The 19269-nt window shown below is 67.8% G+C and carries 19 protein-coding genes; 7 read left to right on the forward strand and 12 right to left on the reverse strand.

Annotation, left to right across the window (positions count from 1 at the left end):
* Positions 1-29 precede the first annotated feature (29 nt).
* The 3 genes from ACFY1H_RS04415 to ACFY1H_RS04425 form a co-directional block, all read right to left on the reverse strand.
* The gene (locus ACFY1H_RS04415; RefSeq protein ID WP_386944543.1) at positions 30-725 is read right to left on the reverse strand and encodes a hypothetical protein; all 696 of its coding nucleotides are present in this window, start codon (positions 723-725) and stop codon (positions 30-32) included.
* Positions 726-829: 104 nt separating this feature from the next.
* Positions 830-1066: a hypothetical protein gene (locus ACFY1H_RS04420; protein WP_386944544.1), complete on the reverse strand. Its 237-nt coding sequence runs from the start codon at positions 1064-1066 to the stop codon at positions 830-832.
* Positions 1066-1368, reverse strand: a complete 303-nt coding sequence (locus ACFY1H_RS04425) for a hypothetical protein (protein WP_386944546.1) — start codon at positions 1366-1368, stop codon at positions 1066-1068. The genes ACFY1H_RS04420 and ACFY1H_RS04425 overlap by 1 nt, the downstream gene beginning before the upstream one ends.
* A gap of 114 nt (positions 1369-1482) precedes the next feature.
* On the opposite strand from ACFY1H_RS04425, the gene ACFY1H_RS04430 reads away from it, so the two are divergent.
* On the forward strand, positions 1483-1833 hold the full coding sequence (locus tag ACFY1H_RS04430) for a GntR family transcriptional regulator (RefSeq protein WP_386944548.1): 351 nt from the start codon (positions 1483-1485) through the stop codon (positions 1831-1833).
* Here ACFY1H_RS04430 and ACFY1H_RS04435 read toward each other — a convergent pair.
* The 4 genes from ACFY1H_RS04435 to ACFY1H_RS04450 form a co-directional block, all read right to left on the reverse strand.
* Positions 1830-2030 carry a hypothetical protein gene (locus ACFY1H_RS04435; protein ID WP_386944550.1) on the reverse strand — a complete coding sequence of 67 codons (201 nt, stop codon included), beginning with the start codon at positions 2028-2030 and terminating at the stop codon, positions 1830-1832. The genes ACFY1H_RS04430 and ACFY1H_RS04435 overlap by 4 nt on opposite strands.
* 110 nt (positions 2031-2140) lie before the next feature.
* Positions 2141-3079 (reverse strand): NAD-dependent epimerase/dehydratase family protein, encoded by a 939-nt coding sequence (locus ACFY1H_RS04440; RefSeq protein ID WP_386944552.1) that lies wholly within the window; start codon positions 3077-3079, stop codon positions 2141-2143.
* Between the two features lie 4 nt (positions 3080-3083).
* Positions 3084-4550, reverse strand: coding sequence for a helix-turn-helix domain-containing protein (locus ACFY1H_RS04445; RefSeq protein WP_386944554.1), 1467 nt, complete (start codon positions 4548-4550; stop codon positions 3084-3086).
* 155 nt (positions 4551-4705) lie between these two features.
* Positions 4706-4876, reverse strand: coding sequence for a hypothetical protein (locus ACFY1H_RS04450; RefSeq protein ID WP_386944556.1), 171 nt, complete (start codon positions 4874-4876; stop codon positions 4706-4708).
* Between the two features lie 443 nt (positions 4877-5319).
* Between ACFY1H_RS04450 and ACFY1H_RS04455 the strand changes: the two genes are divergently transcribed.
* Positions 5320-6144 carry a nucleotidyltransferase gene (locus ACFY1H_RS04455; protein ID WP_386944558.1) on the forward strand — a complete coding sequence of 275 codons (825 nt, stop codon included), beginning with the start codon at positions 5320-5322 and terminating at the stop codon, positions 6142-6144.
* An 18-nt stretch (positions 6145-6162) separates the two neighbouring features.
* A complete protein-coding gene (locus ACFY1H_RS04460; protein ID WP_386944560.1) occupies positions 6163-7122 on the forward strand; it encodes an S-4TM family putative pore-forming effector in 960 nt (319 codons plus the stop codon).
* A gap of 1186 nt (positions 7123-8308) precedes the next feature.
* Here the strand turns inward: ACFY1H_RS04460 and ACFY1H_RS04465 are convergent.
* Both ACFY1H_RS04465 and ACFY1H_RS04470 read right to left on the reverse strand, forming a co-directional pair.
* A complete protein-coding gene (locus ACFY1H_RS04465; RefSeq protein WP_386944562.1) occupies positions 8309-8881 on the reverse strand; it encodes a hypothetical protein in 573 nt (190 codons plus the stop codon).
* Positions 8881-9180, reverse strand: a complete 300-nt coding sequence (locus tag ACFY1H_RS04470) for a hypothetical protein (protein WP_285971760.1) — start codon at positions 9178-9180, stop codon at positions 8881-8883. The genes ACFY1H_RS04465 and ACFY1H_RS04470 overlap by 1 nt, the downstream gene beginning before the upstream one ends.
* Positions 9181-9493: 313 nt before the next feature.
* On the opposite strand from ACFY1H_RS04470, the gene ACFY1H_RS04475 reads away from it, so the two are divergent.
* On the forward strand, positions 9494-10429 hold the full coding sequence (locus ACFY1H_RS04475; RefSeq protein ID WP_386944564.1) for a TauD/TfdA dioxygenase family protein: 936 nt from the start codon (positions 9494-9496) through the stop codon (positions 10427-10429).
* Complete coding sequence (locus ACFY1H_RS04480; RefSeq protein WP_366584078.1) at positions 10426-10854, forward strand: limonene-1,2-epoxide hydrolase family protein; 429 nt, start codon at positions 10426-10428, stop codon at positions 10852-10854. Before ACFY1H_RS04475 ends, ACFY1H_RS04480 begins: the two co-directional genes overlap by 4 nt.
* 331 nt (positions 10855-11185) lie before the next feature.
* Here ACFY1H_RS04480 and ACFY1H_RS04485 read toward each other — a convergent pair whose 3' ends face one another.
* Positions 11186-12223, reverse strand: coding sequence for a CapA family protein (locus ACFY1H_RS04485; RefSeq protein WP_366584077.1), 1038 nt, complete (start codon positions 12221-12223; stop codon positions 11186-11188).
* 105 nt (positions 12224-12328) lie between these two features.
* Between ACFY1H_RS04485 and ACFY1H_RS04490 the strand changes: the two genes are divergently transcribed.
* Complete coding sequence (locus ACFY1H_RS04490; RefSeq protein WP_386944566.1) at positions 12329-14827, forward strand: endonuclease/exonuclease/phosphatase family protein; 2499 nt, start codon at positions 12329-12331, stop codon at positions 14825-14827.
* Between the two features lie 196 nt (positions 14828-15023).
* Entirely contained in the window at positions 15024-16133 is a 1110-nt protein-coding gene (locus tag ACFY1H_RS04495; RefSeq protein ID WP_386944568.1) for a S1 family peptidase, read from the forward strand.
* A gap of 4 nt (positions 16134-16137) precedes the next feature.
* Here ACFY1H_RS04495 and ACFY1H_RS04500 read toward each other — a convergent pair whose 3' ends face one another.
* Together ACFY1H_RS04500 and ACFY1H_RS04505 are read right to left on the reverse strand one after the other, a co-directional pair.
* Positions 16138-16506 carry a hypothetical protein gene (locus tag ACFY1H_RS04500; RefSeq protein ID WP_360601296.1) on the reverse strand — a complete coding sequence of 123 codons (369 nt, stop codon included), beginning with the start codon at positions 16504-16506 and terminating at the stop codon, positions 16138-16140.
* Complete coding sequence (locus ACFY1H_RS04505; RefSeq protein ID WP_366584074.1) at positions 16503-19244, reverse strand: FtsK/SpoIIIE domain-containing protein; 2742 nt, start codon at positions 19242-19244, stop codon at positions 16503-16505. The genes ACFY1H_RS04500 and ACFY1H_RS04505 overlap by 4 nt, the downstream gene beginning before the upstream one ends.
* Between the last annotated feature and the right edge of the window lie 25 nt (positions 19245-19269).

The following is a 19269-nucleotide window of genomic DNA, read 5'->3' on the forward strand; positions in this document are numbered from 1 at the left end:
AGGAGGGTGACTTCGGACGGGTCTGGCGGTCACGCGGCTGACGGGAGGTGGCCGCTCTGCGGGTGGGCAAGCAGTTCGGTGACGTAGGAGACAAACGAGCGCTGCGCGCACGGGTGGATGGCGTCGGTCTGCGGGTCGCGCAGCGTCGAGCGGAGCCACAGCGTCAGCCGCGAAACTGACCAGCCCTGCCGGCGCCGCGTGGCGATGGCGTCGATCAGGGCGTCCAGGAACGCCGGGCGCACCCGCGGTGCCCGGGCCGCGGCCTGCTCCACAATGGGGTTCGCCACGGCCAGCACGGTCGACAGCGGCGGCCGGCTGGTGCGCCGCACGCGGCGGGCGGCGTGGGCGGCTTCGTCCTCGGCCCACAGGCGGGCCGTGGCGGCCACGTCGCGGTAGACCGTGGCGCGGCGGTGCATCACCGGGCCGGTGGTGCGAGTGCTGAGCAGGCGAGCGTTGCGCAGCAGCTGCCCGGCCAGCTGCTCGAAGCGGCGGGCCACCGCGATCGCGGCGTCGGCTTCGGCCAGCACCACCACGAGCGGATTGCCCTCGGTCTCGGCCTCGGCCAGCAGGTGCAGCTGTGCCGCGACGTCGCGGTAGACGTCCGTGCGGACCGTCACGACGGTGTCCGGCAGGCCGGCGGTGGCCAGGATCGTGGCGTTGCGGGTCAGGGTGGCCGCCAGGTCGCGGAAGCGGCCCGCGGTCGCGGTGGTCGCAGTGCTGGTCATGAGCGGTCCTTTCGAGCGGGCCGAACCGGGAGAAGGCATGGCGGTTCCCGGGCGGAAATTCGGGAATTGCGGAAAATGTGCGCGGAAGGTGTGCGCGGAAGGCCTCAGGCGGCCGAAGCGGTGGTGCTGGTCTTGATCTCGTCGAGCGCGGCGGCGCGGGCCTGGTCGATCACCTTGGCCAGCCGCATCGCCACCAGCCCGTGCGGGCCGCCGAACATCTGGCGCAAGTCGCTGTGCGTCTGGTTCAGCCACGCCCACCGGGCTTCCGGCGTCGCCGACGCGGGCGGCATCGTGGCCGCCAGATTCGAGAACTCGGCCGGGAGGAACAGGCGGTCAGCCATCACGCCACCTCACCGAAGAACACGGCGAGAATCCCGGCGGTCTTGCCGTGGCCGACCTTGCTGCCCACGATCACGTTCTGCTCGAACAGCGGCAGCACCGGAGCCACCGGACCCTCGAACTCGGCCAGCGCCGCGTCAATCTCGGCGATCTCCGCATACAGGTCGGCCAGCTCGGTCACGGCGTCGAAGGTGTCCACCGCGAACCCGTCGCCGGCCAAACCGGTCGTGTCCTCGAAGTAGTCGAAGTCCAGGTCAGGCGCGGCCATCTCGACCTGGCGGCGGCTCTGGTGTGCGTTCCTCATCGTTCGTCTCCGTTCGTCGTCTGCCATTACAAACTAGTATGTACTAGGTTAAAGCTGGTATCGGCCGTTTGGGTGAACTAGGCCATGGTGGTTTGTGTCGCTAATATGGCGCCTATGGAGGCAGAGTCCCGACTTCAGGCGCCGTTTGAGCAGGTAGCCGAGAAGATCGCCGAAGAGATCCGGTCCGGTACCTACGCGTTGGGGGAGAAGCTGCCGAGCCAGCGGGACATGGCCGAGCGGTACGACGTCGCGATCGCCACGCTGCAGAAGGCGCTAGGGCTGCTTCGCGATCGTGGCTGGGTCAACACGCGGGCACCGATCGGCACGTTCGTGGCCGCTTCCATCCCGGACTCCGACGAGCCTCTGCCATCCCTGCCCGAGCTGTCCGCAACGGTCAAAGATCTGCAGGCCGAGGTCGCTTCGCTGCGGAAGTCCGTCGATGACCTCATGGCCGGCCGCGATTAGCCGTTGCCCAGGTCCCGGAAGAACTGCGCAACGCTGTCGATGATGCCGTTGCCCTTGTCCGTGGCCGAGTTGACCATGCCAGCCGCGTCGTGCGGGTGATGGATCACCAGGGCCAGCACGGCGAGGACGATCACCGCCCCGACCGCCTTCTTGAGGATCCCGCCGCCGGTCTTGATGCTGAAGGGATTCTTCGCCATCTCGCTACTTCCTCTCGGTGTTCTTGTTCGCTGTGATGCATTAAGAACACCGCAAAGAAGGTTGGGTTGGTAGGCGATCTACAGTCGCGTCAAACCTATTCCGAACAGGACTATTCCGGGGTGGCATACGCGCTGGTCAGGGCGCTCCAGCCGTCCGAAAGAATCCGCAACAAATCTGAGTTCGGGGCTTGCCAACCCAACTCGTCGCGGATGCGTCGGCTGTCCGCGAGCAGTACACGCGGCTCGTTCGCGGGCGGATTCGGCTTGGTCCGGACCGCACGTCCGGTCACCTGCTCGACCACAGCGAGAACGTCGTTGATCGACGTCTCCCGGCCGCTGCCGACGTTGTAGACACGCCACTCGCCAACCGTGCACGCCTCGATCGCCAGGACGAAGGCGTGGGCCATGTCAGCCACGTGCACGAAGTCGCGGACTGCCGTCCCGTCGCCGTTGAGGCCCAACTCGTCGACGAGCCCGGCCTGAACGGCGAGCACCTTCGGAATCAGGCGGGTGAGGTCACGATCGTGGCAGCCGCCAACGGCACCGGCGATGTTGAACGCGCGGAGGCTGATCGCTCCAAGCCGTCCCGTCGCCGCGACGTTTGCAGCTGCGAAGTCGGCCGCAGCCTTGGTCGCACCGTATGGGTTCGTCGGAGCGATCGGCGCGTCTTCGGTGATGGGCTGAGCCTCGGGACTGCCGTAGACGGCCGCCGTCGACGCCAGCACGAGGCTGGCCGGCGCGTCTCGCCTCGTGAGCGCGTCGAGAAGGTTGAGAGTGCCGCTGACGTTGGTGCGCCAGTAGCTCACAGGGTCGGTCAGAGACTCGCGCACGCGCGCGCGGGCCGCGAGGTGGCAGACGCCCTCGACGTCGTCGACCGCGGCGCGGAGGCTGGCCAGGTCCTCCAGGCTCCCCACTGCCGCCGCCGTTGCCCCCTGTGGCGCTCTGGACGCATCGCGCACGAACGCCACCGGTTCATGTCCCCGGTTGGCGAGGGCAGCGACGACGGCGTGTCCGAGGAACCCGGCTGCGCCGGTGACGAGAACGCGCACGTGGTCAGCTTGCCAGCAGCGTGTTGCGGTGCTGCCAGGCCAGCTCGATACAAGCCCGCGAGATCGGTGAAAGAGGCTCGGACTTTAGCCGCTCTCGGGCCTCGGTGTTGAAGGGAATTCCAACGGTCGGCCGAGCCGCGTCGGTGCTGACTGCAGCTCCTTCCTCGTTGACCTCGACCATGTCGGCGAAGAGCTTGTCGAACACCGGGCCGTCAATGACCGCGACAGTCAGCAGCTCTACCCACAGGGTCAGCGGTTCAAGCACCACTGCGCAGGTGAAGACCCGGAAGTCGCCGGCCGCGCGAGCGGCGGCGAACGAGCGGAACGGCTCGTCCTGGTCGTAGTCGATCGGGTCGAGAGAGTTGCCGTCATGCTCGGGGTTGCCGAGGAACTCCTCGGAGTACTCGCGCTGGATATTGCGCCAGATCGAGAAGTCGTTCGACTGGTGCGCCGGCGCCAACGCGGCCGGCTGGAACACCCCAGCGGGGATGACGTGGAACATGCCGCCTGCGACAGCAGTGGCTTTGGCGTCACGGCGGTGCAGGAACATCCGATGCCCGTCGATCGGGTCGCGCCTGATGGTCAGCGTGTTGATGCTGGGCAGCATCGGGCGCGCCAGCAGGTCGAACGGGTCCTCGATGTGCCGTCGCAACGGCAGGTGGGCGAGGCTGGGCCGCTTCCGCCCCGCACGGAGCCATGCGTCGGCGAACTCGTGGGCTGCCGCTTCACACACGTCGAGCACGTCAAAGTAGGTCGTGTAGTTGAACCCGAGGCGACCCCGGTCGCCGGACCAGTCAACGTCGACGAGTCGGTAGCTGACCCGGTTGTCCAGGAGCTTCGGCCGGGCGAGGTCTCGAAGGGCGCGAGAGTACAGCCGAAAGTGCTCCCCGTCCGCGGCGAGCGGCCGAACACCCTTGGTCTGCTCAACGCCGCCCGTGATGGTCGGCTTGGGCGGCGCTTCGGCGATCCAGCTCAGCTCCACGTCGGTCAGCTCGACCGGGCTCGAGGGCAGCCAACCGGGCTGAGTGAGGACGGTCGTGCCCGGGACGACCTGCGCACGTGGATACAGCGCGGACGCGAGGTCACCGAGCACCGCACGATTGGCGTTCAACTCCCGCCGCACGAACTTCCATCGCTCCTGGCTCTCGTGCGGCACGCCGGCCTCACTGACCTGTCCGCGCTTGGGTACAGCATCGGCCGAGCGGTCGGGTAGAACACCCAAACGCTCCGGCGGAATGTGCAGCTTGCTCGCGATCGACCGCAGCTCGGCGACCCCGGGGACCAGCTTGCCCTTCTCGATCTTGGAAACCCACGACTGCGTGGTGCTGAGCAGGTCAGCGGCGTCTTGCTGCGTGAGGTTGTGCTGCTGCCGGTACCAGCGGATCACCTCGCCGGCGTTGGAGCCATCAGGCGGAGCCGCGACAGACTGTGCCACGTGTAACCATCCTCCGTTTCGCGCAGTGTCGGTCACGCTTTCTCCTCGCATCCGCTCCGTGGATCGCCCTGCACTCACTGTGCCACTTCCCCTACGTCTAGTGCGAAGGGCTCGTCGAAGTCGGCGGCGGTGGACCGCGTAGAGGTCGTTCCCCGAGCTCGAACAACCGGCGCGGCCGGCGAGCGGTTGGCCTACGAGGTGAGCCGCGTGGCCGGGTCGAGCATGTGACGGCAGTACCGCGGTTCGCCCACCTTCGGCAGCGGGAGCCATTTGGCGAACCCGCTGGCTTTCGGGGTGTCTTCGACCTGCGCGGTCGTCCACATGTAGCCAGTGCCGCGCTGCGCGGCGCGGAGCGTCCGCACCCGCCGGTCACCGAGCACCCAGCGCGGCGCGGCGAAGGAGGCGAACGATGCTGACTAGCGCCAAACGCGCTGGCCCTCGGCTCGTATCAGCTCCTGCCATCGACCGACGCGGAAGTCGACCTCACCGACAAGTCGTGCTCGGTCGCAGCCAGCAGAACTTGCCATACCTGCGTCATATGGCTGAGCCCACTCGTGCGACGTCGACCCGCAGGTGTCAGCGCTTCGAATCTCCCCTGTTTTAGGTTCGCGCAATTTCGAGCCGCTAAGGCTCTCCGACTGCTCATGATGACAATCTGATCACGGGGGCACGTCAGTCCGTAACGACGTCGAGTTAGGAAGCGACAACTGTTGTTGCCAGCGAGTGCGTGAGCTAACGGCAAGAGCCATCTTGCGCAGGCGCAGCCCCCCGGAATGATCAGCGAGCCTGTTAAGGGACGGTAGTGATGACAGCCGCAGCACGCGCGTGGTTGAACAATCTGAACAGTCTTTACACTCCGACGTCGACAGAATTCGATGCAGCTCGCAAACATCGACATGCCCTCGAGACTCGCCTAGATGTGTTTCTCGGCCTGCACGAAATGTTTGAGATTGGCTCAATGAAGCATGGGACTGGCGTCTGGCAATACAGTGATGCTGACTTTCTCGCATCCCTCAAGGGTGCTCGTCCCAGCTCCCCTTGGACCATGTTAAACAAGGTTAAGGAGGCACTTCAAGGACGGTATCCGTTGACTTCAATTGTCGTTCGTCGACCTGCGATCGTGTGCCGTTTCTCCGACGGGGATGTTGAAGTGGTTCCAGCGTACGAGGCAAATTCGGGATATTGGATTTCCGACCCCGCGGGCGAATGGATGAGAACCTTCCCGAAAGACCACAACAAATATGTTACCGAGGTTAATAAAAAGCACGATGGAGCAGCCAAGAAGTTGGCTCGCCAACTCAAGGTCTGGAAGTATAAAAGGAGTGTTCCTGTCTCTTCATGCTACTTGGAGATGCGGGCGGCGAAGCATATGGATGGCGAACAGTCGTACTCGCCTCTATGGGACTTGTACTTAACTCTCAGGAATATGCAGATTGCCGATCTTGCATCCATGAACGACCCGACCGGACTCAGCACACGTTTCGGTGCTTGTTCGTCTGAATCCAGTCGCCAAGACGCGCTGTCCAAACTCAGTACTGCATTTGGTAGGGCCTTGAAAGCTAAGGATTACGAGCAAGAAGGCAAAGACTCACTCGCAATCAATCAACTAGAGCTCCTGTTCAATCAGTGATATGAGTACATCGACACTGTGCTGCACAAGATGCGAGGCGGTCTGAATATGCCGAATAATCAGACCGAGTACACGCCGCCGAAAAGTGCGTTGATGGCGACTCGGCAAAACGAGCCGGATGCTTTGCGGCTATTGATAGCCCAGCGGCGTCTTTACTCGCGCGCGAAGCGCTGGCTAGCTGTTCGATGGCTTGGCATGCTGACCATTGGACTTGCGGCGCCAGTTATCTCAGTCATCTGGCCACAGCTTGCCGTCGTTGCGGGCGCTGTCGCAGGATTGTGGATTTTTTTGGGGCGCACACTGTTGGTCCTGCTCCAATCCGCATCTACGGCCAAGGCTGCCGCAGTGCAAGAACAGTTCGATTTTCTCGTGTTTGGGATGCCGTCGAGTATTCAGCGCTCAAACTTGCCGCTAATGGAGGAAATTTCCAAGATCGCAGGCCCCGATCTTAACCTGGAAAATACTGCAGAAAAAGAACGCCTCCTGGATTGGTACCCTGTAGATCAAGAAAATTCCGGCGCTTTCACCGTGGCTGCATCCCAGCGCACAAACGCTGCTTATTCTGATAGCCTACTTCGCACGACCGCAATTGTCTGGACAAGCGTCACAGCTGCGTGGAGTATTGTTCTGATTATCGTGAGCATAGTTGCCAGCCTGTCTCTTCTAACGTTCCTTGTCGGCGTATTGCTTCCCATATTGCCAGCGTTTCTTGACGTTGTACAGTATGTAGCCGGCGTGTGGCGATCAGCCAAGGAGCGCCGAGATTTAGCTAGCTCTATTGAGTGTCGCCTAGAGGAGGTGAACGCAAACGTTGACGGTGCCGATTTGTTGGTTTGGCAAGAGCGACTTTACGACCTGCGGATGTCTGCACCTCAAGTACCAGATTATATCTATAAGGTCAGGCGAACCATCAATGAGCGTGCGATGAAATCAGCTGCGACCCAGCTTGCAAAACGTGTCGGTAAGGCGAAGCAATGATCCGATTGGTCAGATCGCCGGCGTCGGCTCCGGCCCGACGAGCGCCGTTCGTTTCACTTCGCACAGCGCGACGTTCGTGCAGCTTCCGGGCCGCGGGTGCAAGCGTCCTGGCATAGGTGCCCTCCCGGTGCTACGTCGCCCTGTCGCTCCGGTCCTGGCGACGGCCGCCGGGCGGGGTACTCCGCTTACCGCGAAGCCGTCTGCTGCTGGCGCGGTTCGCGTCGCGACTTCAGGTATGACCACCTCTTGTTCCAGGCAAGCGAGGTGCCACCTATTGGCAGGGCGAGGAGCCAACCCGACGCAAGGTCGAAATACGCAACAAAGGCAGCAGACTCGCCGCCACGAAGGTCCACACGACGGCCACAACCAGAGCACAGCTGTCGCTGTCGACTCGCCTCGTCCAACACGCGACCAGTCTTACATGTCGCTGGTCGGTGGGTCGGAAGACCAGCCGACGACGTCCGAGCTGACGCCCGCGCGATTGGTCTCAGTCCTGGTCTCAGTTCAGGCAGATTCGAGTATGTTCGCCTTAGGTCGCCGGATCGGGGTGACCAGCGCAAATGACCGAGCTGGACTCGTTTGAACGACCGGGATCGGAACTCGAAATCGTGTGACGGTTAATCCCGTCCGTGGGTTCAAATCCCACCGCCACCGCTCGCGAGTGGGCGAGGTATGTCAACGGAAAGCGTTGATGTGCCTCGCTCGCTGTGTTTTCTGGGGGTGCAACCCCCAGGCCCCGCCCGGAGGGCGTTGCCCCCGGACCCCCGGTGGTGGTTGCGACTGGTGAGTTGGTCACGGGGGTGGGTGATCGTCTTTGAAAGACAACTCCGGTGGCGTTCAGGTTGACCGCAGGTCGGCACGGCCGACTTGGGGGCGTTCGTTTCGGGGTGCGGGTTAGCTGGTCGGGTTCGCTGGAATTCTGGGCACCTCAGTTGCTGGACGCGGCTTTGACGGCGGGCGCCGCTGGGACCCCTGGCACCGCCGTTGGGGGGCGCGATTTTGCTGGGTGGCGTCGCTGGAATCCAGGGGTCGCAGTTGCAGAGCGTGGCTTTGACGGTGGGCGCCGTTGGAACCCCAGGGTCCGCTGTTGTGGGGCGCGGGGGTTGCTGGCGGGCGCGGCTGGAATTCAGGGGCCTCGGTGCCGGAGGGCAAGGCTGTGGGGCGGCGGCGCCGGGAGCCGGGTGCGTCAGTCGAAGGGCAGGACTGGCGTGCCGAAGGGTTCCAGGAACGAGATGGTCTCCATGATCGTCGAGACGCCCGTTTCGACGGCGCGCGCGACGGCGGCGCAGGCGTCGAGTACTGGTTGCACCGCCTCGGTCGAGCGGTCGCCGGCCAGGACGGCGACGGCGGACGCGGCGGCGGAGCCGGCGACGCAGATGACCTGGGCTGCCGTCTCGGTGGCGAGGCGGTCCAGGAGGTCGGCCAGGTCCAGGCCGACGGCGGCGGTGCGGGCGGCGGCTTCGGCGGCCTGCCGGTAGTGCACGTCGAGCTCGTCGGCGCGGGTGCGGAACCGCGCGGCGGGCTCGCCGCCCCAGCGGCGTTCCGCGCGGTGGGCGCCGCTTTCGAAGGCGAGCCGCGCGGTGACCAGGACGTCGCGGCCGGTGGACAAGGTGCGGGCCGACTCGCGGATGGCGGGAGGCGAGCAGTCGATCTGCTGCAGCGCGGCCACGGGGTCCGGGGCGCCCAGGCGCGCGCCGGCCTTCCGCAGCGGCTCGAGGGTCGCGGCGGCTTTCTCCAGGGCCGGGTGCAGGAACGGCATCAGGTGAACAGCGCCGTCGCCACCGCGGGGCGGATCTTCTCCGCGTGCCCGCCCGCCGCCATGCGCAGGCGGCCGGCGAGGTCGGACGTCGCGTCGCCGAGGACGCGGGCGTCGACGTCGCGCGCGGCCAGCGCGGCCTCCCATCGGGCGGCCAGCTCGCGCGCGGGCGCGGAGATGCCGAACGGCGTCGACTCCAGACGCGCCTCGGCGAACCGGCCGGCCGCCTGGTCGGCGTCGGCCGCGGCCTTGTCCAGCGCGTCGGCCGCGGCGCGCAGCCGCTCGCTCGTCGAGCTCGCCATGGGACCTCCCCTTCCCGGAACAAAACAGCTCAAGGTGGCCAGGCCCCCACCTCGTCACCCTGTAGGGGGAGATCTAACCTCATCACGTCCTGTGTGGTCACTCGGCCGGGCGTAGGACAGTTTCACATCGTGAAGAGCCTTGACCCCGCTCGGCAGCGCTGACGATCATCGCGCCCATGCCAGCCACCCGCCCGCGCCGCCGGCCCGGCCGCCCGTCCGGTGCCGGCACAGCCGCGCGCCGGTCGCCGCGGCGAGCCACCCCGAACGGCCGAACTCCGCTCAACCAAGCCGATTCGACCACCCGGAGGGCTTGATGTCGATCGACCTGCTGCGCTCGTCGGCCACCCCCGCCGACGGCATCCTCGAAGGCCCGCGCGTGCTGCGCCGGCTGCCCGAAGGGGTCGAAGAACGCCCCTACGAACTGTTCACCCTCCGCCCTCTCGGTCGGGTGATCGGGGCCGAAATCGAGGGCGTCGACCTCGGAGCGTCATTGACCCCCCGGGTTCGCGAAGAGCTGAACCGCGCGTTGCTGGAGTGGAAGGTGCTGTTCTTCCGCGAACAGAAAATGACGTCGGAACAACAGCGCGTGTTCGCTTCCCACTGGGGAGCGTTGGAAACCAACCCTTTCATCCCGCAAGGCGACAACGACGAGGTCGTCCGCTTCACCCGCACCGCGGGCATGCCGGGTTACGAGAACATCTGGCACACCGACGTCACCTGGCGCCCAGCACCCGCGCTCGGCTCCGTCCTCCGGCTGGTGGAGGTCCCGCCGATCGGCGGCGACACGATGTGGGCCGACATGGCCGCCGCCTACGACAACCTGCCCGCCGACGTGCGCGAACGCATCGACGGCCTGACCGCCGTCCACGACTTCGTCCCCGGCTTCGAACGCTTCACCGACCCGGACCTGCTGGCCGCCCACCAGGACCGCTTCCCGCCCGTCGAGCACCCGATCGTCCGCGTCCACCCCGAGACGGGCCGGCGGACGCTGTTCGTGAACCAGGCCTTCACCACCCACGTCGTGGGCCTCGACAAACCCGAGAGCGACCGCCTGCTCCGCTTCCTGTTCCTCCAGGCCCACACGCCCGAGTACCAGGTGCGCTTCCGCTGGACCCGCGACGCCGTGGCGTTCTGGGACAACCGCGCGACCCAGCACTACGCCGTGAACGACTACCACCCCCACAACCGGGTGGCCGAACGCGTCGCGATCGTCGGCGACCGGCCATTTGGGCCTAGCCTGGTCGTATGAGCGAACCCAAGGCCGTGGTCACCGCGTTCCTGCAGGCTCTCGAAGACATGGACGTCGAACGGGCGCTGAGCCACGTCGCTGTCGACATCACCTACCAGAACGTGCCGCTCCCGCCCGCCCGCGGGCTCACGGCCGTGGAGAAGCAGCTGCGCACGCTGACCCGGTTCGGCACCGGGTTCGAAGCACGCACGCACCACATCGCCGCCGACGGCAACATCGTGCTCACCGAACGCACCGACGTGCTGCGCCGCGGCTCGTTCGCGGCGGAGTTCTGGGTGTGCGGCACCTTCGAGGTCGAGAACGGCCGGATCGTGCTGTGGCGCGACTACTTCGACTGGACGACGTTCCTCGCGGCGAGCGCGAAGGGCGCCGGACGCGCTGCACTGTCGGGCGCCAAGACCCTCATCGGCAAGTACCGCTCGTAGGTGGTGCGGCCGCCAAGCCGCCGCCGCACCACCCACGAACCCCCGGGGCAAACTTTCTCGAGGACGCCGCGGTCGCGAGCGAAGCGGAAGATCCCGCGTCCGCGGCGTTCCTCAGCGGGCGCGAAACCGCGCAAGCCGAACACGATCAACCCCCATGTGATCGTGTCGCCTCCCCCCGCGGTGTGCGACCCGTGAGCTCCCGGGAAGTGGTCTGGGCCACTTTCTCGTGGGCTCGCGAGTAAAGGTACCTCCGCCGCAAACGCACCGCGCCAAAGCTTGACCTGCATTTAAGGCAGATGGGCCGTCCGGGTGACGACCTGGGGAAACGCCCTCAGCGCTTCGGCGCGAGAAACCCTTCGACGGTGCCGATCCCGGCTCCCACGGCCACCTTTGTGGACCGCCGCGCCGACAGCTCGGCCACGTGCCGCAGCACCTGCGCCGCGGCCTCGCCGGCCAGGGGCACGCACTCGTTGTCCTCGCCGCGGCGCACCGGAATGAGCTCGAGCCGCGGCCGGTCGCCGAGCAGGCACCCGGCGAGCAGTCCGTCGACGTGGCGGCCGCGCATCGCGGGCCAGTCGAACACGAGGTTGCCGAGGCTGTAGAGGATCGGGCGGCCGCGGTAGACCTCCACGGCCTGGATGCTGTGCGGCCCGTGGCCCACCACGAGGTCGGCGCCCGCGTCGATGATCGCGTGGGCGTAGGCGATCTGGTACTCGGTGAGCTCCTCGCCCGGCAGTCCCCAGTGCATCGACACGATCACGTGGTCGGCCGTCGCGCGGGCGCGGTGGACGTCGGCGACCAGGCGTTCCAGGTCCGCCGGCACCGGGGTGGTGTGGACGATCGGCGGCCGGCCCGGCACGTCGAGCACCCGCGGGTCCGGCTGGTAGGAGGTGTACGCGCCGGCGACCGCGACGCCCGCCGAATCGGCCTTCGCCTCTTGGCCGACCGGCCAGCACAGCGACGTGAACGCGAGGAAGGCGACGCGGCGGTCGGCCCGCTCGATCACGGCCGGCGTGTGCGCGGCGGTGAGGTTCGGACCGCCGCCGCAGTACGCGATCCCGGCCTTCTCCAGCACCGCCAGGCTCGCGAGCATGGCCGGCGGCGGGTACGTCACGTTGTTGGCCACCGACACCACGTCGATGCCGGCGGCGGTGAGCGCCTCGACCATTTCGGGTGCGGAATGGCGCCAATTCGGCTTGTGCGGGATGTCCAGACCGCCGTGGTCGCCCATCGATCCCGACAGCGGGCCCTCGAGGTTGACGAAACGCAGGTCGGCTCCGCTCAACAACGGAGTCAGCGCCCGGAATGCCGTTTTCGGCTCGGTCCGCCCCTGCACGTTGACGTCTCCGCCGAGTACGAGAGAGATCACTGTGTCAACCCGTCCCTCGGAGGTAATTCCGCGAACTCGTTACGAATCGTTGCCTCTTAGTCTTCCTACCCTTCGCTTGTTCGGGGGACGATGCGTCGACCGTTCATGCAAAGGGGACTCAGGGTGACCATATCCGGTCGAAGAAAGAGCGTGCTGACCGCCGCTGCCGTCGCGGGCTTGGTGGTGAGCGGCGCTCCCGCCGCACTCGCCACACCCAGCGCGGACGCGGTCATCGCCGAGGTCTACGGCGGCGGGGGCAACGCCGGCGCCACCCTCACCAACGACTTCGTGGAGCTCGCGAACCGCGGCGGCACGCCGCTCGCGCTCGACGGCTTCAGCGTGCAGTACCTGCCGGCCACGGCCAGCGCGTCGAGCACGTGGCAGGTCACGAAGCTCGCCGGCTCGGTCGCCGCGGGCGGCCGCTACCTCGTCCAGGAGTCGAAGGGCACCGGCGGCACCGTCGCGCTGCCCACCCCGGATGCGACCGGGACCATCTCGATGTCCGGCACCGCCGGCACGATCGCGCTCGTCAGCGGCTCCACCGCGCTGACCTGCAAGACCGCCGCCGACTGCGCCGCCGACCCGCAGGTCAAGGACCTCGTCGGCTTCGGTGACGCCGTGGTCCGCGAGGGCACGCCGACCGCCGCGCTGTCGAACACGACCTCGGCCGCGCGCGCCGCGTCGCTGGCCGACACGGACAACAACAGCGCCGACTTCACCGTCGGCGACCCGACGCCCACCAACTCCAAGGGCGAGACGGCCGGCGGCGGCGACACCGGTCCGGTCGACCCGGGCACCCCCGCGAAGATCCACGACATCCAGGGCACCACGCGGATTTCGCCGTTCAAGGACAAGAAGGTCAGCGACGTCACGGGCATCGTCACGGCCGTGCGCACCTTCGGTTCGTCACGCGGCTTCTGGCTCACCGACCCCAACCCCGACAGCGACCCGCGCACCAGCGAGGGCCTGTTCGTGTTCACCGGTTCGACCACGCCCGCCGTGGCCGTCGGCGACGCGGTGACCGCGGCCGGCACGGTGAAGGAGTTCTACCCGGACGCCCCGGCGACCTCGAACTACCAGTCGCTCACCGAGCTGTCAAGTGCACAGTGGACGGTCGGTACGCACGGGAACCCGGTGCCCGCGCCCACGAAGATCACGCCCGACCAGATCCCGGACGTGCTCGCACCCAACGCCGGCGGCAACATCGAGGCGTTGCCGCTGGAGCCGGCGAAGTACGCGCTGGACTTCTGGGAGTCGCACGAGAGCGAGATCATCAGCATCTCCGACGCCCGCGTGGTCGGCCCCAGCAACGACTTCGACGAGCTGTACGTGACGACGAAGCCGCAGCAGAACCCGACGCCGCGCGGCGGCACGGTCTACCTGGGCTACGACAAGATCAACACGGGCGTGCTGAAGGTCCAGTCGATCATCCCGTTCGACCAGCAGCCGTTCCCGAAGGTCAACACCGGTGACGTGCTGACCGGCACGACCTCCGGCCCGGTCGAGTACAGCAGCTTCGGCGGCTACACGCTCTTCGCATCGCAGATGGGTCCGGTGAAGGACAACCACCTGCAGAAGGAGGTTACGGCGCGCCAGCGGCCGGGCCAGCTCGCGGTGGCGACGTACAACGTCGAGAACCTCGCGCCGTCCGACCCGGACACGAAGTTCGCGCAGCTCGCGCACGGCATCGTCGACAACCTGGCCGCGCCGGACGTCGTGAACCTGGAGGAGATCCAGGACAACGACGGCGCCACCGACGACGGCGTGGTCACCGCCGACGTGACGCTCAAGAAGTTCACCGACGCGATCGTCGCGGCGGGCGGCCCGCACTACCAGTGGCGCGAGATCGACCCGACCAACGACGAGGACGGCGGCGAGCCGGGCGGCAACATCCGCGTGGGCTTCCTGTTCAACCCGGCGCGAGTGTCCTTCGTGGACCGTCCGGGTGGCAGCGCGACCTCCTCGGTGGGCGTCGTGAAGGACCACGGCAAGGTGCACCTGACGCAGTCCCCGGGCCGCGTCGACCCGACGAACGACGCGTGGACCGACAGCCGCAAGCCGCTGGCCGGCGAGTTCGTCTTCCAGGGCCGCACGGTGTTCGTGATCGCCAACCACTTCAACTCCAAGGGCGGCGACCAGCCGACGCACGGCCGGTTCCAGCCGCCGGTGCGCAGCTCCGAGGTGCAGCGCCAGAAGCAGGCGACCGTGCTGAAGGGTTTCGTGTCCCAGCTGCTTTCGGCCGACCGCAACGCCAACGTGGTGGTGGCCGGTGACCTCAACGACTACCAGTTCTCGCCCGCGCTGGCCCAGCTGACGTCCGGCGGCCTGAAGGACCTCATCTCGACGCTGCCCGCCGCCGAGCGGTACAGCTACGTGTTCGAGGGCCAGTCGCAGGTCCTGGACCACATCCTGGCCGCCCCGGCGCTTCGCGGCGTGGACTACGACGTGGTCCACATCAACGCCGAGTTCGCCGACCAGGCCAGCGACCACGACCCGCAGATCGTGCGGTTCCGGCCGTCGACGGGGAACAAGCTGCAGGACCTGGCTTACGACCTGCTGGACTACCTGGACCAGCTGCTGGGGCGGACTGCTCCGCGTAAGTAGTTCTCTCGTAACGCTGAAGGCCACCATTCTCCGCGAATGGTGGCCTTCAGCGTGTCCGGGGACGCGGTGATCTGGAACAAGTAGCCGATCGGCGCGATGCCCGTAGCCGAAAGGCGTACGTGGTGATCACTCCGGCGAGCGTTGTCCGGAGTGGGCCGGGATTCGTACGTTCGGACCAACCGATGAGGAGGTCCGAATGCGCAGGATGGTGACCGTGGCCGCGGCTGTTCTGGTGGCCGGCACGGTGGTGGCGGCGCCCGCCATGGCGGTGTCCGGTGGTGAGCCCACGCCCGAGGGTGCGGCGCCGTGGATGGCGACGGTCGTGTTCAAGGGCGACGAGCCCCTGGTGCAGCGGGAAAGCTGCGGTGGGGCGTTGATCGCGCCGGATCGGGTGGCGACGGCGGCGCACTGCCTCGACCACGTGGACCCGACGCATTTCGAGGTGCACCTCGGGGGTGGGACGCTGTCGACCGATCCCGGGCGGATCGTGCCGATCGACGGGTGGTCGATCGACCCGGGGTTTCGGCTGATCCCGTCGCCGCTGGCGCCGGAGGATTACTCGAAGGCCAGTGCGGCCGACGACGTCGCCGTGATCAAGCTGGCGCGTCCGGTGTTCGACGTCCCGACGTTGCCGGTGGCCACCCGGGCGCCGAAGCCGGGGTCCGCTGTGGACGTGTACGGGCACGGGCTCACCAAAACACCGGACCCGAAGGATCCGTTGCCCGCGCTCGGTGACCAGCTCGCGCACGCGCAGCTCAAGGTCATCGACGACCAGGCGTGCGGACGGTCGTTCGGGAGCTCGGACGTGGTCGACGGCCCGTCGGTGCTGTGTACGCAGGCCGCGGCCACGGTCTGTCCCGGCGACAGCGGTGGCCCGCTGGTTCAGGACGGCCGGCTCGTCGGCGTCGTCAGCTTCGCCGGTGAGGTCGCGGGCAAGCAGTGCGGTGAGCCGACCGCAAACGGGTTCGCCGATGCGGTCGCGTTGCGGAAATTCCTGACGCAGCCGAGGCCGCCGCTGGCGCCGATGACTGAGCACGAGCCGACGATCACCGGCACCAAAGCCGCAGGCAACACGCTCACCTGTGACGCTCCGAAGTGGACGAACGGCGAACCGGCCAAGGTGGACTACGCTTGGTACTCCAACCGGGTCGACCCCGCCAACGGCTTCGAGTTCTACGTCCCGGTCGAGGGCGCCACGAACCCGCAGCTCACGATCACCCCGGACCTCGCGGCCCACAAGCTGAACTGCGGCGTCACCGCCAGTACCGCGGGCGGCACCGTCGTGCTCTACACCGACGTCGTCTGACGCATCAGCGTTTCGCTCGCCACCCCAGCGCCAGCACCGCCTGCACCAGCTCCTGGTACGACGGCTTCACTTCCTCGAGATACCGGTCCAGGTACTGCGGCCGCGCCGTCGACACCGGCTGCGGATCGTCGGCCGGCTCGAGGAAGTTCAGCCGGGCGACGTTGTGCAGGGCCATCTTCCACCAGCGCGACGCGCGTTCCGCCGCCTTCTCCTCGCGTTCCTTCGCGGCGGAGACGGCGGCGTGCGCGTCGGCGAGCTGGTGGTCGATCTCGTCGGCGCGGGCGAGCTCCCAGGCCCGCAGGTTGTCGGCGGAGCCGCGGGCCAGGCCGACGATCTCCTTGTAGCGCATGGCCGCGCTGGCATCGTCCGTCATGACGGGTCTCCGGAGGTTTCGGGGCGCTGGAAGGGGATGATCACTTCGGGGGCGCCGTGCGTGGTGCGGTCGAAGAACAACGCGCGGCCCTGGCGCGGCGACCAGTGCACGACCTGGCCGGCGGCGAACGGCGAAAGCTCGTTGCCCTGCACGTCGAGCGCCGCCCACGTGCCGATGTCGTCGGTGCCGCCGAAGCCGAGCGTGTCCTTGAGCCGCGCGATGCTGCGCCACCAGCCGATGGTGTGCACGCCGTGGCCCGGGCCGGTCTTGAGCACCGTGCGCAGGTGGTCGAGGCCGCTCTTGAGCTGGCCGGGTGCCTTGGTCTCCAACGCGGGCAACGCGGCGTCCACCCCGTACAGCAGCAGGATCCGCGACGGACCGCCGAGCTCCCCTTCGACGATCGAGGTCAGCAGAGCCGACAGGTCGTCGATCAGGTCCGCGATGTGCCCCTCGGCGCGCAGCCGCTCCGTCAGCTCCAGCACGGCCGGTGCGCACGCCTCGATCGGGCAGAACAGCACGAACTCGACCTCGCCGATCTCGTACTGCCGCGCGAGCGACCGAGCCGCGGAGTCCATGATGGACAGTGCCTCGGCCGACGCGCCGCCCAGCACGGCGACGTTGCGACCCGGCGCACGCGGCAGCTCGACGCCCTGCGCGGCCTCCGTCACGTCGATCGACTGGCCCAGCAGCGCGCGCGGGCGCGAGGTGGGCTTGAGCTCCGTGTACGCCGGGAACTGTTCCAGTACCGGCGAATGTGCGCCGTCGAACAGCCGGGGGCGCGGGAAGCGTCCGGAGTAGAGCTCCCACAGCTTGTGCTGCAGGTCGACGAACACGTTGCGGCTGCTCGCGTCCGGGATGTGCGCGAGCAGGTTTCCGTGCGCCACACCGGAGTCGTGGTTGATCACGGCGTGCCACTTCGGCGCGGACACGGCCGCGTTGTTCGTCTCCGCCAGCACGCGCCGGGCCTTCGGCATGGCGATGCGCAGCGTGCACTGCTCGAACACCGCCGGCTTGCCCCAGAACGCCTCGATGCCCGCGACGTCCTGGCTCGCGAGCACGAGGTGGATGCCCTGCGAACGCCCGCGCCGCGCGATGTCTTCCAGCAGCTGCGTGGCCGTGGCCGTGACCTGGTCGCGCCCGGCGAACAGGTACTGGAACTCGTCGATCACGGCGACGATCCGCGGCCAGTGCCCGCCCGGGTCCTGCTCGCGCAGGTCGGCCAGGTTCGTGACCTCGTGTTCCTTGGCGGCGGCCGAACGCCGGCGCAGCTCGTCGGCGAGGAACCGCAGCAGCGCCAGGCCGAACTCGCGGTCGGTGTTCACGTTGACACCCACGAGCTTCGCGTGCGGCAGCCAGCTCGCGTCCTTGCGGCCGGGCGCCAGGCCCGCGAACGACACGCCTTCCTTGAAGTCCAGGAGGTACAGCGCCAGCTCGTCCGGTGTGTAGCGCGCGGCGAGGCTGCCCAGCAGCGCGTACAGGAAGTTCGTCTTGCCGGACCCGCTCGGCCCGCCGATCAGCGCGTGCGGGCTGGCGTCGCCGATCACGACCTCGACGGCCTCGCCCTCGTAGAACCCGACGGGCGCGCGCAGCTCCCGCGCCGAGCTCTCCTGGCCGAACTCCGTGGGCAGCAGGTCGGCGAACGACCGCGGCCCGCCCTGCTTGGCGATCAACGCTTCCGCGATCCGCCCGGCCGCGCGGATGACCTGCCCGGACGGCAGCGGCGGGTCGAGGTCGACGACGAGGTCGGTGCCCGTCATGCTGCTGATCGCGCGCCGTTCGTCGAGCAGGCTCAGCGATTCGACCGACGCGCTCACGGCCGTGGGCACGTCGATCAGGATCAGGCAGATCCCCGCGGCGAGCGCGCCGCTGGCCACGCGCTTGAGGTCGCGCGCGAGCTCGGGTTCCAGCGTTTCGCCGTTGCCGTAGAGCACTGCGATCCGGTACGGCTCCACGCGCTGGTTGCCGGCGCGGCGCAGCTCCCGCAACGACGTGTGCCCGGCCTGCATGCCGGTGGCGTGGATGCGGCGGATGTGGCCGGCGAGCTCGTCGAGGAGGTCTTCCAGCCGCGTCGGGTCGTACAGCGACAGCGCGCTGGTGCGGCTGATCGGGTACAGGTCGGGCAGGATCGCGGTGAGCTGCCCGATGTCCCACAGGTGGATCTTCACGGCGCCGGGCTCGAACGTCGAGAGCACCCGCATCAGCAGGTTCTGCACGATCCCGTCGATCACCGGCCGCGTTTTGGGCGCCGAGGTGATCTGCAGGTGCGACTCGTCGAGCAGGGGCACGGCGACGTCGAACGTCCGCGAGATGTCGCGGCCGGCCGCCGTCGCCGAGCCCACGCGCCACAGCCCCGGCGCGATGATGCCGGGGTTGGTCCCCACCCGGCCGAGCCATTCGCTCGGCGGCCGCCCCGCGGGGCCCGGGGCGTTGGCCGCCACCAGATCCCGCAGGGCGCCCGGGCCCGAGCTCCAGTCGGTGTAGAACGCGTTGCGCACGCCGCCGAGCGAAGCGAACACCTCGTGCGCGGCCGGGTGCCGCGCCCATTCGGTCTGCTGCTCGGCATCGGCGTGGTTCATGCCGACCCGCACGATTTCCTGTTCGAGAGCGAGCCGCGCGACGTCGGCCTCCGCGGCCTCGCGGGCGCCGGCGGCGGCACCGAGCACGAGCCCGATCTGGTGCCGGACCCGGTCCAGCGCCGTCTGAACGCGGTTGCGCTGCTCGGCGGATTTACTGGCCATCGGTGCTGCTCATAGCGCGGTCGTC

The organism is Amycolatopsis sp. NPDC001319 (assembly GCF_042896185.1).
Classification (GTDB): Bacteria; Actinomycetota; Actinomycetes; order Mycobacteriales; family Pseudonocardiaceae; genus Amycolatopsis.

Bases quoted from the DNA above. Each gene is read 5' to 3' on its own strand.
- ACFY1H_RS04415 (WP_386944543.1), bottom strand. From the start codon at position 725: ATGACCAGCACTGCGACCACCGCGACCGCGGGCCGCTTCCGCGACCTG.
- ACFY1H_RS04420 (WP_386944544.1), bottom strand. From the start codon at position 1,066: ATGGCTGACCGCCTGTTCCTCCCGGCCGAGTTCTCGAATCTGGCGGCC.
- ACFY1H_RS04425 (WP_386944546.1), bottom strand. From the start codon at position 1,368: ATGAGGAACGCACACCAGAGCCGCCGCCAGGTCGAGATGGCCGCGCCT.
- ACFY1H_RS04430 (WP_386944548.1), top strand. From the start codon at position 1,483: ATGGAGGCAGAGTCCCGACTTCAGGCGCCGTTTGAGCAGGTAGCCGAG.
- ACFY1H_RS04435 (WP_386944550.1), bottom strand. From the start codon at position 2,030: ATGGCGAAGAATCCCTTCAGCATCAAGACCGGCGGCGGGATCCTCAAG.
- ACFY1H_RS04455 (WP_386944558.1), top strand. From the start codon at position 5,320: ATGACAGCCGCAGCACGCGCGTGGTTGAACAATCTGAACAGTCTTTAC.
- ACFY1H_RS04465 (WP_386944562.1), bottom strand. From the start codon at position 8,881: ATGCCGTTCCTGCACCCGGCCCTGGAGAAAGCCGCCGCGACCCTCGAG.
- ACFY1H_RS04470 (WP_285971760.1), bottom strand. From the start codon at position 9,180: ATGGCGAGCTCGACGAGCGAGCGGCTGCGCGCCGCGGCCGACGCGCTG.
- ACFY1H_RS04475 (WP_386944564.1), top strand. From the start codon at position 9,494: ATGTCGATCGACCTGCTGCGCTCGTCGGCCACCCCCGCCGACGGCATC.
- ACFY1H_RS04480 (WP_366584078.1), top strand. From the start codon at position 10,426: ATGAGCGAACCCAAGGCCGTGGTCACCGCGTTCCTGCAGGCTCTCGAA.
- ACFY1H_RS04490 (WP_386944566.1), top strand. From the start codon at position 12,329: ATGCAAAGGGGACTCAGGGTGACCATATCCGGTCGAAGAAAGAGCGTG.
- ACFY1H_RS04495 (WP_386944568.1), top strand. From the start codon at position 15,024: ATGCGCAGGATGGTGACCGTGGCCGCGGCTGTTCTGGTGGCCGGCACG.
- ACFY1H_RS04500 (WP_360601296.1), bottom strand. From the start codon at position 16,506: ATGACGGACGATGCCAGCGCGGCCATGCGCTACAAGGAGATCGTCGGC.
- ACFY1H_RS04505 (WP_366584074.1), bottom strand. From the start codon at position 19,244: ATGGCCAGTAAATCCGCCGAGCAGCGCAACCGCGTTCAGACGGCGCTG.